Genomic DNA, 16,294 nt, shown 5'->3' with positions numbered 1-16,294 from the left:
CGCCCCCGACATTTGAATTCGCAGGAGCAACCCATGGGCAAGATCATCGGTATCGACCTCGGCACGACCAACTCGTGCGTCGCGGTCATGGAAGGCACGAAGGTGCGCGTCATCGAGAACGCGGAGGGTGATCGCACCACCCCGTCGATCGTCGCCTACACGAAGGACGGCGAAGTCCTCGTCGGCGCCTCGGCCAAGCGCCAGGCGGTGACCAATCCGAAGAACACCTTCTACGCGGTGAAGCGCCTCATCGGCCGCAAGTTCACCGACGCGGAGGTGCAGAAGGACATCGACCTGGTGCCGTACAAGATCGTCGCGCACGAGAACGGCGACGCGTGGGTCGAAACCGCTGATGGCAGGAAGATGGCGCCGCAGCAGATCTCCGCCGAAGTGCTCGCGAAGATGAAGAAGACCGCCGAGGCCTACCTGGGCGAGACGGTCACGGAAGCCGTGATCACGGTGCCGGCGTACTTCAACGATTCGCAGCGCCAGGCGACCAAGGACGCCGGCCGCATCGCGGGTCTCGACGTCAAGCGCATCATCAACGAGCCCACCGCGGCCGCGCTGGCCTACGGCCTCGACAAGGGCGGCGCCGATCGCAAGATCGCCGTGTACGACCTCGGCGGCGGCACGTTCGACGTGTCGATCATCGAGATCGCGGAAGTCGACGGCGAGAAGCAGTTCGAAGTGCTCGCGACGAACGGCGACACGTTCCTCGGCGGCGAGGACTTCGACAAGCGCGTCATCGACTACCTCGTCGAGGAATTCCAGCGCGAGCAGGGCATCGACCTGCGCAAGGATCCGCTGGCGCTGCAGCGCCTGAAGGACGCGGCCGAGCGCGCGAAGATCGAGCTCTCCAGCGCGCAGCAGACCGACGTCAACCTGCCGTACGTCACGGCCGACGCGTCGGGCCCGAAGCACCTCAACATCAAGCTGACGCGCGCCAAGCTCGAAGCGCTGGTCGACGACCTCGTCAAGAAGACGATCGAGCCGTGCCGTGTCGCGCTCAACGATGCCGGCCTGCGCGCCTCCGACATCACCGAAGTCATCCTCGTCGGCGGCCAGACCCGCATGCCGAAGGTGCAGCAGGCCGTTGCCGATTTCTTCGGCAAGGAGCCGCGCAAGGACGTCAATCCGGACGAAGCGGTCGCGATCGGCGCGGCCGTGCAGGGCGGCGTGCTGAAGGGCGACGTCAAGGACGTGCTGCTGCTCGACGTGACCCCGCTGAGCCTCGGCATCGAGACGCTGGGCGGTGTGTTCACCAAGATCATCGAGAAGAACACGACCATTCCGACCAAGGCCTCGCAGACCTTCTCGACCGCGGAAGACAACCAGTCCGCTGTCACCGTGCACGTGCTGCAGGGTGAGCGCGAACAGGCCCGCTACAACAAGTCGCTGGCGCGCTTCGACCTGACCGGCATCGAGCCGGCACCGCGCGGCCTGCCGCAGGTCGAGGTCACGTTCGACATCGACGCCAACGGCATCGTGCACGTCACCGCCAAGGACAAGAAGACGGGCAAGGAGCAGAAGGTCGAGATCAAGGCGGGCTCCGGTCTGTCCGAGGACGAGATCAAGCGGATGGTCGAGGACGCCGAGGCCAATCGCGAAGAGGACAAGAAGTTCCACGAACTCGTCGCTGCGCGTAACCACGCCGACGGCCTGATCCACATGACCCGCGGCGCGATCAAGGAGCACGGCGAGAAGGTGCCGGGCGACGCGATCGGTCGCGCCGAAACGGCGATCGCCGACCTCGAGACCGCGATGAAGGGCGACGACAAGGGCCAGATCGAGGCGAAGAGCCGGGCACTTGAAGAGGCGGCGCAGTCGCTGCTGGCGGTCGCGCAGGCAGGTGCGGGCGGTGGTGATGACGGCGCCGCGGGTGCGAATCCGGGCGGTGGGTCGCGCAACGACGATGTCGTCGATGCCGAATTCACCGAGGTGAAGGGCGACGACGCCAAGTAAGATGCTGTCGCGAGGCGCCGGTCACCGACCGGCGCCTTTCCTTCGACGGGGACGGCGATGAACAAGGGGCGGCTCGAAGCGTTCAGTGATGGCGTGCTCGCCATCATCATCACCATCATGGTGCTGGAGCTGCGCGCGCCCCACGGCAACCAGCTCGCGGACCTGCAGCCCCTGCTGCCTGTGTTCGTGAGCTACGTGCTGAGCTTCATCTACGTCGGGATCTACTGGAACAACCACCATCATTTCCTGCACGCGGCGACGCGTGTCGACGGTCGGGTGCTCTGGGCGAACCTGCATCTGCTGTTCTGGTTGTCGATGTTCCCCTTCGCCACCGCGTGGATGGGCGAACACCACGACGCGGCGACGCCGGTGGCGGTCTACGGCGTGATGCTGATGATGGCGGCGATCGCGTGGTTGCCGTTCCAGTCATCGCTGATGCGCGCCAGCGGACGCGATTCGACGCTATCGCGCGCAGTCGATCCGTGGGGCTGGAAATCCGTTCTACCCGTTGCGCTTTACATGACCGGCATCGCGCTGGCCTTCGTCAACACATGGGCAGCGCAGGCGTTGTACGCCCTCGTCGCCGCGATGTGGATTGTCCCCGACCGCCGTATCGAACACCGCCTCCAAGACACCGTGCACCATGAGCAAGCGTGACTACTACGAAGTCCTGGGCGTCGCCCGCGACGCCAGCGACGACGACCTGAAGAAGGCCTATCGCCGCCTGGCGATGAAGCACCATCCGGACCGCAATCCGGACGACAAGGCGTCCGAGGAAGCGTTCAAGGAGTGCAAGGAGGCGTACGAAACGCTGTCCGACGCCAACAAGCGCCGCGCGTACGACGCGCACGGCCACGCCGCGTTCGAGCACGGCATGGGCGGTGGCGGCCCGGGCCCCGGTTTCGCCGACATGGGCGACATCTTCGGCGACATCTTCGGCAACATCTTTGGTGGCGGCGCGCAGCGCGGCCCACGCCGCGGCGCCGACATCGGCTACGTGATGGAACTGGTGCTCGAGGAAGCGGTCGGCGGCGTCGACAAGCAGATCGAGATCCCGACGCTCGAAGAGTGCGAAACCTGCGACGGCAGCGGTTCTGAAGACGGCAAGCTCGAGACCTGCGGCACCTGCCAGGGACGTGGCCAAGTGCGGTTCCAGCGCGGCATCTTCTCGATGCAGCAGGGCTGCCCGCATTGCGGCGGGCGCGGCAAGATCATCGCCAACCCGTGCGACGACTGCGGCGGGCAGGGCCGCGTCGAACGCACCAAGACGCTGCAGGTCAAGATTCCGGCCGGCGTCGACAACGGCGATCGCATCCGGCTCGCCGGTGAGGGCGAAGCCGGCCCCGCGGGCACGCCGCCCGGCGATCTCTACGTCGACATCCGCGTGCGCGAGCACGAGATATTCCAGCGTGACGGCGACGACCTGCACTGCGAAGTGCCGATCCGCATCTCGCAGGCGTCGCTCGGCGACACCATCCGCGTGCCGACGCTGGGTGGCGAGGTCGAGCTGCGCATTCCCTCGGAGACGCAGACGGGCAAGCAGTTCCGCCTGCGCGGAAAGGGCGTGCGTTCGGTGCGCAGCCGCAGCGAGGGCGACCTCTACTGCCGCGTGGTCGTCGAAACGCCGGTGAACCTGACGCCGGAGCAGCGCGAGTTGCTCGAGAAGTTCGAGGCGACGTTCGTGGGCGAGGGGGCGCGTCGCCATTCGCCGCGGGCGTCCACGTTTCTCGACGGCGTCAAAGGGTTCTGGGAACGAATGACGGGGTGAGCGCCCGCGCTAGGACGCACTGCGTCCTGCGGGCGCGAACGCCATCGCGAATAGCGATGGCAGGGCAACGAGAAGCGCCCGAGCGCGACCTTCCGCGTCCTGCAGGCTCAAACACCATCGCGATTAGCGATGGGCGGGCGACGTGACGGCAGCGAGCCGCTGCGCGCCACCCTCTCAAACGGACCAACCAGAAAAGGCGAGCCACGAGCTCGCCTTTTTCTTCTTCGGGACCGCTTCGGCAATCAATCCCGATGCGATGCGTTATCCGCCCGCCCCGCACCGAACCGCTTGTCCAGCGCGCCGAGCAACCACTTCAGCCCCCGTGAGAACCGGCCGCGCTTGGTCTTGCGTAGTTTCTCCTCCTCGCTGGTGAGCCACGCCACCTGCACCACGCGCCGCTCGCCTTCGAAAGGCAGATGCCCGTGGAAGGAGTTGTCCTCGCGCTTGAACGCCGCGAGCGTGCCGTAGACCGGTCGCACCTCGGGCACCACCAGCGCATCGATGTCGTCGATCTTCGCGAGAAAACGTAGGCAGCCGTCGCTGGTCGCCGGCCAATCCCGGTTGAGATAGAGGAGGGCGGTGACGACCTTCGAGCGGCTGTCGGTATGGATCGTGCCGTGGCGGCGATTGAGCGAGCGGCACAGCGTCGCGAGCGTTGGTTTGGCGCCCAGCCCCTCGATCCCCAGCTGCCGACCGACCGCGTCGCCGAATTCGGGTGACGTCATCTGCTCGACGACCGCGCGCACCGTCGGCCCGCAGTCCTCGGCTGCGTACGGAAAGAAGCCGGCGCTGCTGTAGCGCGGGAAATCGGCCTCGAGTGCGTCGGTGGCGTCGCCCGGCAGCATGCGGTCGAGCACGAACAGCGGGAAGGGCGTGGGGGTGCGCCCGTCGATCGGCGCCCGCAGGCGGTGCATGTCGAGCAGTGCGTCCATGGCGGCTCCGTGCGTGTTGACATGATTCTAGGGCGTCACCGGCGCTTGTCGCACCGGTCGACGGCCGCTAGCCTGCGCGCGATGAATGAATCGACCCGACTGCTGATCCACGGCGCTTCCGGCCGCATGGGCCAGGCCCTGATGCGACTCGCTGGGGAGCGTGACGACCTCCGCGTGGTGGCGGCCGCGGCGCGCCGCGCCCCCGGGGACCTCCCGGCGGGTGCGCAGTCGATCACCGCTGCTTCGCTCGACGCCGCCCCGGACTTCGATGTCGCCATCGACTTCAGCCTGCCGGAGGCCTTCGATCCGGTGCTCGATCTCTGCGTGCGCCGCGGCGTGCCGCTGGTGTCGGGGACCACCGGCCTGTCGGACGCGCAGCGCGCGGCGCTGGACGCGGCGGCGAAAACGATTGCCGTTGTTTGGGCCGCCAACTTCAGCCTCGGCGTTGCCGTCCTCGGCGATCTCGTCGAACGCGCCGCGCGTGCGCTGGCCCATTGGGACTGCGACATCGTCGAGTCCCATCACGTCCACAAGAAGGACGCGCCGTCGGGCACCGCGCTCGCACTGGGCGCCCGAGCGGAAGCGGGTGGCGCAACGCCGCGCTATGCGTCACTGCGTGCGGGCGACATCGTCGGTGAGCACACGGTCCAGTTCGCCACGGCCGGCGAGCGCGTCGAGCTGATCCACCGTGCGACCAATCGCGACATCTTCGCGCGCGGCGCCCTTCACGTTGCGCGACGCCTGCACGCTCGCGCGCCGGGCGCCTACCGCGTCGCCGATCTGCTCGACTGACGACGTTTTCAGCGCAAAACGTGAAACCGCCGCTGGCGCCCGAGGCCCCGGCCGTCTAGAATTCCCGCTCGCCTGAAGCCCATCGTCGGACCGGTCCCGCACCGCGTCCGCGATTTTCTGCAGCCGCGATCCAGCGCCTGCACGGCGAGGCATCCCGTAGCTGCACAGGCGTCCCCCGTGAATCAACCTGCCATCCTCGCGCTCGAAGACGGAACGATCTTCGAGGGCGTTTCCGTAGGCGCGCCCGGCCTGTCCGTCGGCGAAGTCGTGTTCAACACGGCGATGACCGGCTACCAGGAAGTGGTGACCGATCCGTCGTACGCGCGGCAGATCGTCACGTTGACCTATCCGCACATCGGCAATACCGGCACGACCGACAAGGACGACGAGGCGAAGACCGTCTGGCCGGCCGGGCTGATCGTGCGTCATGTGCCGAAGCGCCCCAGCAACTGGCGCTCGCAGCTCTCCCTGCCGGAATGGCTGGCGGCGAAGGGCGTGGTCACGATTTCCGACATCGATACCCGCAAGCTCACGCGCATCCTGCGCGACCGCGGTGCGCAGAACGGCGCGCTGATGGCGGGCGAGATCGATGCCGATCGCGCGATCGAAGCCGCCCGCAAGTTCCCCGGCCTCAAGGGCATGGACCTCGCGAAGGAGGTCTGCACGCGCACGCCGTACGAATGGCGCGAGACGGAACTCGATCTCGACACCGATGCGTTCGCGCAGACCGATGGCCGCTTCCACATCGTCGCCTACGACTTCGGCATCAAGCTCAACATTCTGCGCATGCTTGCGTCGCGCGGTTGTCGCATCACCGTCGTGCCCGCGCAGACGCCCGCAGCCGATGTGTTCGCGATGAATCCAGACGGCGTGTTCCTTTCGAACGGCCCGGGGGATCCGGAGCCGTGCACGTATGCGATCGATGCGACGCGCGAGTTCCTCTCGCGCAAGCTGCCGCTCTACGGCATCTGCCTCGGCCACCAGATCCTCGGTCTCGCCGTCGGCGCGAAGACGCTGAAGATGAAGTTCGGCCACCACGGAGCGAACCATCCGGTGCAGGACGTCGACAGCGGGCGCGTGCTGATCACGAGCCAGAACCACGGCTTCGCGGTCGACGAGGCGACGCTTCCGGCGAACGTGCGCGTCACGCATCGCTCGCTGTTCGACGGTTCGAACCAGGGCATCGCCGTCACCGATGCGCCGGCTTTCAGCTTCCAGGGCCACCCGGAAGCGAGTCCCGGTCCGCATGACGTTGCACCGTTGTTCGATCGCTTCATCACCGCGATGGAGTCGGCTCGATGATGCGAGTCGCAGTCGCGGCGCTCGTGACGATCCTCAGCGCCTCGGCATCGGCGAGCGAGCCTACGCCGGCGCAGATCAATCAGATCGAAGCGGTGCTAGGCCTCGACGCTGCAATTCCCGCGGTCGTCGACAAGGCGATTCCGGCCGAGGCGGCCACCGTCTGGACCCCGGCGCAGCGGGCCTGTGTCGTCGGCGGGTTCTCGCGAGAATTCGAGCTTCGACTGCAGGCATCGCTTGGTCGTGGCTTCGCGAGCGGCGAAAACATCGAGACATGGATCGCGTTTTCGCGCACAGCCGGGGGCAAGAAGAGGATGGACATCTTCGGTCGCGCGGTAACCGCGGCTATCTCGGGCGCGACCTCGCCTGACGCACAGTCCGAGGCCGCAAGCCTGTCCGCGGTCGAGCAGAAGGACATCCTGGACTTCATGGCGACCCCCGCCGCGAAGTTGCTCGACGGCGACCTCATCCCGGGTTTCGTAGCGAGCGACGCAGAGTCGCAGGCGCTCGCCCATCGCGTAATTGCAGCGTGCGACCTGCCGAGTACCAGCGGCTCGCGATGACGACCGCCAAGCCCCGCAATTCGATCTTACGGCGACGCGTCCGCGTGGCCATCGCGATGCTGCTGGTGCTTGGCGTCTATCCCGCGTTCGTGCTCGCCGCGACGTATGCGCAGTTTTTCCAGGCGGATCTTCCGGGTGGCCGTAACGGCCCGGCGGACGCATACCGCCACTCGCTCGCGAGCGCGATCGTCGCCTACACGGCGTCACCACGCTGCGTCGAATGGGTCACCGCCGTGATGGAACGCGGCGGGCAGGGCAACAGCGCCCGCACGATGGACGCGCACAACAACCTGCTCGGCGCGCGCATCGGCGCGAACGCCACGAGCTGGAGCGACATGCAGGCCGCGATCCGCGACGCCGTGCGCCACGGCGCCGTCGACGCGACCGATCCGGATCGAATCACCTGGCTGCCGCCGTCGCGGTGGCAGAACCGACTGTACTGAGGACACGATGCCCAAGCGCACCGACATCAAGACCGTGCTGATCATCGGCGCGGGCCCCATCGTCATCGGACAGGCGTGCGAGTTCGACTACTCGGGCGCGCAGGCCTGCAAGGCGCTGCGCGACGAGGGCTACCGCGTCGTGCTGGTGAACAGCAATCCTGCGACGATCATGACCGACCCCAACATGGCGGACGCGGTCTACATCGAGCCGATCAACTGGCAGACGGTCGAGAAGATCATCGCCAAGGAAAAGCCCGACGCGCTGCTGCCGACCATGGGCGGCCAGACGGCGCTCAACTGCGCGCTCGACCTGGCCGACAACGGCGTGCTGGAGAAGTATGGCGTCGAGCTGATCGGCGCGTCGCGCGACGCCATCCGCATGGCGGAAGACCGCGAGCTGTTCCGCGTTGCGATGGCGGAGATCGGTCTCGAATGCCCGAAGGCCGCGGTCGCGCGCAGCTTCGACGAAGCCGTGCAGATCCAGACGACCGTCGGCTACCCGACCATCATCCGTCCGAGCTTCACGCTCGGCGGCACGGGTGGCGGCATCGCGTACAACAAGGAAGAGTTCGAGGAGATCGCCAAGCGCGGCCTCGAGCTTTCGCCTGTGCACGAAATCCTCGTCGAGGAATCGGTGCTTGGCTGGAAGGAATTCGAGATGGAAGTCGTCCGCGACAAGGCGGACAACTGCATCATCGTCTGCTCGATCGAGAACTTCGACGCAATGGGCGTGCACACCGGCGACTCGATCACCGTCGCGCCGGCGCAGACGCTCACCGACAAGGAATACCAGCGCCTGCGCGACGCGTCGATCGCCGTGCTGCGGAAGATCGGCGTGGATACCGGTGGCTCGAATGTCCAGTTCGGCGTGAACGCGCAGAACGGTCGGGTCGTCGTGATCGAGATGAATCCGCGCGTGTCGCGCTCGTCGGCGCTGGCGTCGAAGGCAACGGGCTTCCCGATCGCGAAGGTCGCCGCCAAGCTCGCCGTGGGCTACACGCTCGACGAGCTGCGCAACGAGATCACCGGCGGCCAGACGCCAGCGTCGTTCGAGCCGTCGATCGACTACGTCGTCACCAAGATCCCGCGTTTCGCGTTCGAAAAGTTTCCGCAGGCCGACGCGCGCCTCACCACGCAGATGAAGTCGGTGGGCGAGGTGATGGCCATGGGGCGGAGCTTCCAGGAATCGATGCAGAAGGCGCTGCGCGGGCTGGAAACCGGCAAGGTCGGCCTCGATCCCACCGGTCTCGACCTGACCGACGCCGAGGATCTCGCGAAGCTGCGTCGCGAGCTGAAAGAGCCGGGTCCGGAACGCATGTTCCACATCGGCGACGCCTTCCGCGCCGGCATGAGCGTGGAGGACGTGCATGCGCTGTCGCACGTGGACCGCTGGTTCCTCGACCAGATCGAGGAGATCGTGCAGGCGGAGAACGAACTGGCCGATGCCGGCCTCGCGTCGCTCGACGCACGCCGCATGCGCGCGCTCAAGCGCATGGGCTTCTCGGATGCGCGCATCGCGCAGGTCACCGGCACCGACGAAGCCGCCGTGCGCGTGCTGCGCCGGGCGTTGGGCGTGCGCCCGGTCTACAAGCGCATCGACTCCTGTGCGGGCGAGTTCGCGACAGAGACGGCCTACATGTACTCGACCTACGAGGACGAGTGCGAAGCCAATCCATCCAGCCGCAAGAAGATCATCGTGCTCGGCGGGGGGCCGAACCGCATCGGGCAGGGCATCGAGTTCGACTACTGCTGCGTGCACGCGGCGCTCGCGCTGCGCGAGGACGGGTTCGAGACCATCATGGTCAACTGCAATCCGGAGACCGTGTCGACGGATTACGACACGTCGGATCGCCTCTATTTCGAGCCGCTGACGCTGGAAGACGTGCTGGAGATCGTCGATCTCGAGAAGCCGTTCGGCGTGATCGTGCAGTACGGCGGCCAGACGCCGCTCAAGTTGGCGCGTGCGCTGGAAGCCAACGGCGTGCCGGTAATCGGCACCTCGCCGGACAGCATCGACTTGGCCGAAGACCGCGAACGCTTCCAGAAGCTCGTCGATGATCTCGGCCTGAAGCAGCCGCCGAACCGCACCGCGCGCAGCGCCGAGGAAGCGCTGACGCTGGCGCGCGAGATCGGCTATCCCTTGGTCGTGCGCCCGAGCTACGTGCTCGGCGGCCGCGCGATGGAAGTGGTGCACGCCGACTCCGACCTCGCGCGCTACATGCGAGACGCGGTCAAGGTATCGAACGACTCGCCGGTGCTGCTCGACCGCTTCCTCGACCACGCGGTCGAGGTCGACGTCGACGTCATCGCGGACAAGGATGGCAACGTGCTGATCGGCGGCGTCATGGAGCACATCGAGGAAGCCGGCGTGCATTCGGGCGACTCCTCGTGCTCGCTGCCGCCGTATTCGCTGTCGACGGCCACGCAGGACAAGCTACGCGAGCAGGTCGTCGCCCTCGCGCGGGCGCTGAAGGTCATCGGCCTGATGAACACGCAGTTCGCCATCCAGCACGAAGCCGACGGCAGCGACACCGTGTTCCTGCTCGAAGTGAACCCGCGCGCCTCGCGCACCGTGCCGTTCGTGTCGAAGGCGATCGGCATGCCGCTGGCGAAGATCGCGGCGCGCTGCATGGCCGGCATGACGCTGGCGGAGCAGGGCGCGACGAAGGAGATCGTCCCCGACTACTTCTCGGTCAAGGAAGCGATCTTCCCGTTCGCCAAGTTCCAGGGCGTCGACCCGATCCTCGGGCCGGAGATGCGTTCGACCGGCGAAGTGATGGGCGTCGGCCGCAACTTCGGCGCGGCGATCGCGCGTGCGCATGAGGCCGCGGGCATCCGCGCGCTGCCGGCAGCGGGCAAGGTGTTCATCTCGGTGCGCGATCCGGACAAGCAGCGCGTGCTGCCTGTTGCGGCCGAAGTTGTCGCACGGGGCTACACGGTGGTCGCTACGAAGGGCACCGCCGACTTCCTGCAGGCTAATGGCGTGCCGTGTGAAGTCGTCAACAAGGTGATCGAGGGCCGCCCGCACGTGGTCGACCTCATCAAGAATGGTGAGATCGCCTACATCGTGAACACCACGGAAGGCCGGCAGGCGATCGCGGACTCCTTCTCCATCCGCCGCGAAGCGCTGCAGCACCGCGTCACCTATTCGACGACGGTGTCCGGTGCGCGTGCGCTGCTGCAATCGCTCGAATACCGGGGCACCGGCCCGGTCTGGTCGCTGCAGGAACTGCACGCCAGCATCGCCTGATCTATTCACAGTGATGCCCGGCCGGCCGCCGCGTGCGGCCGGTCGCGTTTCGCGGGCTGCGTTTTCGGGCCTGGACGCGGCACAATCGACCCATCGAACCGGGCGCCGGCGCCTGACGCCGTCGCCATCAAGGAATCCTTATGCGAGCTCCGATCACCGCCAAGGGTGCGCTGCGTCTGCGCGCCGAACTCGAGAACCTGAAGTCGGTGCAGCGCCCGGCCGTGATCAACGCGATCTCGGAAGCGCGCGCGCATGGCGACCTCAAGGAGAACGCCGAGTACCACGCCGCCCGCGAGCAGCAGGGCTTCATCGAAGGCCGCATCAAGCAGCTCGAGGGCGAGCTGTCGCACGCGGAGGTCATCGACGTCACCAAGCTCAACGCCGGTTCGCGCGTCGTGTTCGGGGCGACGGTCGAGCTTGCGGACGTCGACACCGACGAGCAGAAGACCTACCAGATCGTTGGCGACCTCGAAGCCGACATCAAGGCCGGCCTGATCGCCATCTCGTCGCCGGTGGCGCGCGCGCTGATCGGGAAGCACGAGGGCGACGCGATCACGATCGACGCCCCGGGCGGCACGCGCGAATACGAGATCGTGAGCGTCCGCTACATCGGCTGAGCCATGCCTGCGCGCGCCGTCGACGTCACGTTCGTCCTGCCGTCGCGCCAGCGGTTCGCGGGCGAGCTGTTGCCCGACGTGGTCGCGCGTGCGCTCGGCCGCGCGGATCGCGCGATCACCGCAACCGGCGTCGAGATCTTGTTCGACGTGCTGCCGCGCGGCTGGCCCGCGGCGGCGGTGACGCGACAGGCGGAATGCGGTGACGCGGGCGATGCCTCATGGGTGCGCGCCGATCCCGCCTATGTGCGCGCCGACATCAATGGTGCGCGACTGCTGGCTATCGGCGAGATGCTTGGTCTCGATGCGGACGCGAGCGAAGCGTTGCTGCGACCGCTGCGTCCGCTCTTCGGCGATGCGGGCATGCCGATCGATGCCGGTCGACCGAACGCGTGGTACCTGCGGCTCGCGCCCGGTTCGCCGCTGCCGACGTTTCCGTCGCCCGACGACGCGCTCGGCAGCGATCTGTTCGAGCAGATGCCGCAGGGCCCGGAAGGCCGCCGCTGGCGTGCGCTGATGTCCGAGGCGCAGGTGCTGCTGCATCACCATCCGATCAATGCGGATCGGCTGAATCGCGGCCTCGCGCCGATCAATTCGATCTGGTTCTGGGGTGCGGGCCGTCTGCCCGATCATGTGCGCACGTCATACGGTTCGATCCATTCGCAGGACCCGACGGTGCGTGCGTTCGCGCAACTCGCGGGTGTGACCGTCGCCCCGCTGGAGATGTGGTCGCTGCCGGACGGCGACGCCGCCTTCGATCTTCGTCCGGCCCGTAACTTCGCCGCCCTGTGCCAGGCATGGATCGAGCCCGCACTGGCGGCCGTCGCTGCAAAGCGCATCGGCACGCTACGCCTGATGTGGGCCGACGGGGAGCGCTTCGACATCCGCCGGTCGCAGTCGCTGCGATTCTGGAAGCGCCCACTGCGCGGCCTCGCCGAACGCGACGACGAATGAGCGAGCTTCGAACAGGGACGACTGCCGCACGACTCGTGCGACGCCCCGCCGCCACTGCGGGCGACTGGGCGCGCGACCTGCATCCGGTGCTCGCGCGCGTCTATGCGATGCGCGGCGCGGGTTCGATCGAGCAGGCACGCCCCAAGCTCGCGCAGCTGCTGGCACCGGACGCGATGGGCGGCCTCGATGCGGCGACGCGCCTGCTGGCGGATGCGATGGCTAACGACGCGCATATCGTTGTCGTCGGTGATTTCGACTGTGATGGCGCGACGGCCTGTGCGGTCGGCGTGCGCGGCCTGCGCATGCTGGGCGCCCGGCGCGTGTCGTACGCGGTGCCGAACCGCATCGTCCACGGCTACGGCCTGACGCCGGCGATGGTGGACGAGCTTGCGCCGATGCAGCCCGATCTCGTCGTCACCGTCGATCACGGCATCGCCTGCCATGCGGGCGTGAGCGCGGCGAAGGGCAGGGGCTGGAAGGTACTCGTCACCGACCACCATCTGCCGGGCGAAGCGCTGCCGCCGGCCGATGCGATCGTCGATCCGAACATGCGCGCGGATGGTTTCGCGAGCAAGGCGCTCGCGGGCGTCGGTGTCATCTTCTACGTGCTGCTCGCATTGCGTCGCCATTTGCGCGAGCAGGGGCGGCTGCCGCCCGAGGAGCCGGATCTCACGCAACTGCTCGATCTGGTCACCGTGGGCACCGTCGCCGACCTCGTGCCGCTCGACGCGAACAATCGCGCGCTCGTCGGTGCCGGCCTGCGACGCATGCGCGCGGGGCAGGTCTGCGCGGGGCTGCGTGCGCTGGTCGAGGTGTCGCAACGCGAACTCGCGCGACTCGGCGCCGCCGACATCGGCTACGCCGTCGCGCCGCGCATCAATGCGGCGGGTCGACTGGAGGACATGGCGCTCGGCATCGAATGCCTGCTCACCGACGACCTGTCGCGCGCCCGCGAAATCGCGCAGCTGCTCAACGAGATCAACGGCGAGCGCCGCGCGGTGCAGCAGCAGATGATCGATGAAGCCGAGCGTGCGCTCGCGCGTGTCGAGTTGCCCGGCGGCGAGCTGCCGCACGCGATCTGCCTGTTCGACGACGAATGGCATCCGGGCGTCGTCGGCCTGGTCGCGTCGAAGATCAAGGAACGCCTGCATCGCCCGGTGTTCGCGTTCGCGCCCTCATCGCCGGGCTCGGACCTGCTGCGCGGCTCTGCGCGTTCGGTGCCGGGCTTCCACATCCGTGATGCGCTGGCGCTGGTGTCGTCGCGTCGCCCGTCGCTGGTCGACCGCTTTGGCGGCCATGCGATGGCGGCCGGGCTGAGCCTGCGCGTCGATCGATTCGCGGAGTTCTCGAGCGCGATGCAGGATGTGGCAGCGCCGCTGCTCACACCGGACCTGCTGCAGGCTGAAATCCTCAGCGACGGTGAACTCGAGCCCGGCGAATTCGGGCGCCGCTGCGCCGACGCCCTGCGCGATGGCGGGCCGTGGGGCCAGGCATTTCCGGAGCCGCAATTCGATGGCGAGTTCGACGTGCTGAACTGGCGCGTCGTCGGCGAGCGCCATCTCAAGCTGGAACTCGGGCTCGCAGGGCTGCGGCTGAACGCGATCGAGTTCGGTGGCTGGCGCGGCACGCCGCCACCGGACCGCGTGCGCATCGCCTACAGGCTGGAACCGGACGACTACCGCGGCGGCGATGCGATCCAGCTCGTCGTCACGCATCGCGAACACGCACGCTGACGCGGACGCAAAGGCACGCCGGATGCCCCAAGGGGCAATTGGCGGGGCTCCGGGGCATCCCATAACCTGCATCCGGGCGCCACTCCCGGAGATGTGCGATGCCGCTGACCGTCAACATCGACCTGTCGGACGATGACCTCAAGCACTTTGCGCGCGCCGCCGACATCGCGCGTCAGCGTGGCGCCAACCTGACCAACGCGCAGGTGCTGAGTGCCGCGACGGACATGCTCACGCAGGCGCGCAACAGCAATCCGCCGGAGTACGTGCAGGATCGCCTGGTCGTGCTGGAACGCCTGATCGCGATGATGGGTGACGAGGGCTGGGCGCTGGGCGAGGAGGACGCGGCGAACGTCCGTGCGGCGCTGGTCTATTTCGCCTCGGCCTACGACGCGATCCACGACACGATCCCGGTGCTGGGCTTCCTCGACGACGCGATCATGATCGAGCTGTGCGCGCGCGAACTGCGGCACGAGCTCGACGCCTACGACGATTTCTGCGAATTCCGTGATCGCGAAGCCGAGCGTCGTGGCCTCGAGCCCGGCCGGGTGGGCCGGACGGACTGGCTCGACGTGCGCCGCACCGAGCTCCAGGAACGCATGCGCAACCGCCGCTCCCGCGACTTCAACGGCGGCTTCGGCAGCGGCTTCGGCACCGGCTATGGCAGCAGCAGCGGCTACGGGCCGATCCGGCCCTACGCGCCGGTGAGCCGCGGCGGCAGCTTCCGCTTCCGCTGAAGCTGAAAATTGCGAGACGGCGCGCCGTCCGGTCGCGCCGCCCGCGGCGTCGGACGGCGCCGGCATTGGTAGAATCGCCGGTTCCTTTGATCGCATCAGACCGGACATGATCGAGCTCAATCCCGTCCGCCAGCGCATCGCCGACCTCCGGGGCCGGCTCGATTCGCTTAGGGGGTACCTTTGACTACGACCACAAGGTCGAACGTCTCGAAGAAGTAAACCGGGAGCTCGAAAGCCCCGACGTGTGGAACGACGCCGAACGCGCGCAGGCGCTGGGCCGCGAGCGGTCCTCGCTGGACAAGGTCGTCAACGGCATCCGCAACCTCACCGACGGCCTCGTCGGTGCGAACGAGTTGCTCGAACTCGCCGAGATGGAGGACGACGAAGACACCGCGAAGGCGGTGGTCGATGACGTGGAGCGCTACGCGAAGGACGTCGAGCAGCTCGAATTCCGCCGCATGTTCTCCGGGAAGATGGACAGCGCGAATGCGTTCGTCGACATCCAGGCGGGCGCCGGCGGCACCGAAGCCCAGGACTGGGCCGAGATCCTGCTGCGCATGTACCTGCGCTGGTGCGAATCGCGCGGCTGGAAGACCGAACTGATGGAAGCCAGCGGCGGCGACGTCGCGGGCATCAAGTCGGCGACGCTGCGTGTCGAAGGCGATTTCGCGTACGGCTGGCTGAAGACCGAAACCGGCGTGCACCGCCTGGTGCGCAAGTCGCCGTTCGATTCGGACAACCGCCGCCATACGAGCTTCACGTCCGTGTTCGTGTCGCCGGAGATCGACGACAACATCGACATCGAGATCAACCCGGCGGACCTGCGAACCGACGTGTATCGCTCCTCGGGCGCTGGCGGCCAGCACGTCAACAAGACCGAGTCGGCGGTGCGCATCACGCACATTCCGACCAACATTGTCGTCGCCTGCCAGACCGGGCGCAGCCAGCACCAGAACCGCGACAACGCGATGAAGATGCTCGCCGCCAAGCTCTACGAGCTGGAGATACAGAAGCGCAACGCCGAGCGGGATGCGGTCGAAGCGACCAAGTCCGACATCGGCTGGGGCAGCCAGATTCGCAACTACGTGCTCGACCAGAGCCGCATCAAGGATCTGCGTACCGGCATCGAGCGCAGCGATACGCAGAAGGTGCTCGACGGCGATCTCGACGAGTTCGTCGAAGCGAGCCTCAAGGCCGGCCTCGAAGTCGGCGCCAAACGCACCGACGCCGCCTGATCCGCCGCGCCCCTG

14 protein-coding genes are annotated in these 16,294 nt (G+C 67.5%); 13 read left to right on the top strand and 1 reads right to left on the bottom strand.

Annotated features, from left to right (window positions below):
• Positions 1–33 precede the first annotated feature (33 nt).
• Genes dnaK through dnaJ form a run of 3 tightly spaced genes read left to right on the top strand, consistent with a single transcriptional unit; the run spans position 34 to position 3,730 of the window.
• A complete protein-coding gene (gene dnaK / locus DWG18_RS05670) occupies positions 34–1,962 on the top strand; it encodes a molecular chaperone DnaK (RefSeq protein ID WP_115646177.1) in 1,929 nt (642 codons plus the stop codon).
• A gap of 57 nt (positions 1,963–2,019) precedes the next feature.
• Complete coding sequence (locus tag DWG18_RS05665; protein WP_115646175.1) at positions 2,020–2,619, top strand: TMEM175 family protein; 600 nt, start codon at positions 2,020–2,022, stop codon at positions 2,617–2,619.
• On the top strand, positions 2,606–3,730 hold the full coding sequence (gene dnaJ, locus DWG18_RS05660; RefSeq protein WP_115646173.1) for a molecular chaperone DnaJ: 1,125 nt from the start codon (positions 2,606–2,608) through the stop codon (positions 3,728–3,730). The genes DWG18_RS05665 and dnaJ overlap by 14 nt, the downstream gene beginning before the upstream one ends.
• 242 nt (positions 3,731–3,972) lie before the next feature.
• Here dnaJ and DWG18_RS05655 read toward each other — a convergent pair whose 3' ends face one another.
• On the bottom strand, positions 3,973–4,662 hold the full coding sequence (locus DWG18_RS05655; RefSeq protein WP_115646172.1) for a 2OG-Fe(II) oxygenase: 690 nt from the start codon (positions 4,660–4,662) through the stop codon (positions 3,973–3,975).
• A gap of 81 nt (positions 4,663–4,743) precedes the next feature.
• On the opposite strand from DWG18_RS05655, the gene dapB reads away from it, so the two are divergent.
• The 10 genes from dapB to prfB all read left to right on the top strand — a co-directional run bounded on the left by dapB (position 4,744) and on the right by prfB (position 16,279).
• On the top strand, positions 4,744–5,454 hold the full coding sequence (gene dapB, locus DWG18_RS15245; protein WP_162823732.1) for a 4-hydroxy-tetrahydrodipicolinate reductase: 711 nt from the start codon (positions 4,744–4,746) through the stop codon (positions 5,452–5,454).
• Positions 5,455–5,631: 177 nt separating this feature from the next.
• On the top strand, positions 5,632–6,756 hold the full coding sequence (gene carA / locus DWG18_RS15240; RefSeq protein ID WP_162823731.1) for a glutamine-hydrolyzing carbamoyl-phosphate synthase small subunit: 1,125 nt from the start codon (positions 5,632–5,634) through the stop codon (positions 6,754–6,756).
• Entirely contained in the window at positions 6,753–7,316 is a 564-nt protein-coding gene (locus DWG18_RS05645; protein ID WP_115646170.1) for a hypothetical protein, read from the top strand. Before carA ends, DWG18_RS05645 begins: the two co-directional genes overlap by 4 nt.
• A 56-nt stretch (positions 7,317–7,372) precedes the next feature.
• A complete protein-coding gene (locus DWG18_RS05640; protein ID WP_115648055.1) occupies positions 7,373–7,759 on the top strand; it encodes a hypothetical protein in 387 nt (128 codons plus the stop codon).
• Positions 7,760–7,766: 7 nt separating this feature from the next.
• Positions 7,767–11,009: a carbamoyl-phosphate synthase large subunit gene (gene carB, locus DWG18_RS05635; RefSeq protein ID WP_115646169.1), complete on the top strand. Its 3,243-nt coding sequence runs from the start codon at positions 7,767–7,769 to the stop codon at positions 11,007–11,009.
• A gap of 140 nt (positions 11,010–11,149) precedes the next feature.
• Complete coding sequence (gene greA, locus DWG18_RS05630; protein ID WP_115646167.1) at positions 11,150–11,626, top strand: transcription elongation factor GreA; 477 nt, start codon at positions 11,150–11,152, stop codon at positions 11,624–11,626.
• Positions 11,627–11,629: 3 nt separating this feature from the next.
• Positions 11,630–12,577, top strand: a complete 948-nt coding sequence (locus DWG18_RS05625) for a phosphoglycerate mutase (protein WP_115646166.1) — start codon at positions 11,630–11,632, stop codon at positions 12,575–12,577.
• Positions 12,574–14,310, top strand: coding sequence for a single-stranded-DNA-specific exonuclease RecJ (gene recJ, locus DWG18_RS05620; protein WP_115646165.1), 1,737 nt, complete (start codon positions 12,574–12,576; stop codon positions 14,308–14,310). The genes DWG18_RS05625 and recJ overlap by 4 nt, the downstream gene beginning before the upstream one ends.
• 98 nt (positions 14,311–14,408) lie before the next feature.
• Positions 14,409–15,044 (top strand): YkvA family protein, encoded by a 636-nt coding sequence (locus DWG18_RS05615; protein ID WP_115646163.1) that lies wholly within the window; start codon positions 14,409–14,411, stop codon positions 15,042–15,044.
• 106 nt (positions 15,045–15,150) lie between these two features.
• A protein-coding gene (prfB, locus tag DWG18_RS05610; protein ID WP_115646161.1) for a peptide chain release factor 2 occupies positions 15,151–16,279 on the top strand; the annotation gives its coding sequence in 2 pieces (ribosomal slippage) (positions 15,151–15,225 and positions 15,227–16,279; 1,128 coding nt in all).
• The last annotated feature ends 15 nt before the right edge of the window (positions 16,280–16,294 follow it).

Origin of the sequence: Lysobacter sp. TY2-98, assembly GCF_003367355.1 — a bacterium.
In the GTDB taxonomy this organism is placed as follows: domain Bacteria; phylum Pseudomonadota; class Gammaproteobacteria; order Xanthomonadales; family Xanthomonadaceae; genus Cognatilysobacter.
Note: the sequence above shows the minus strand (reverse complement) of the source record. Positions and strands in the feature narration are given on the sequence as shown.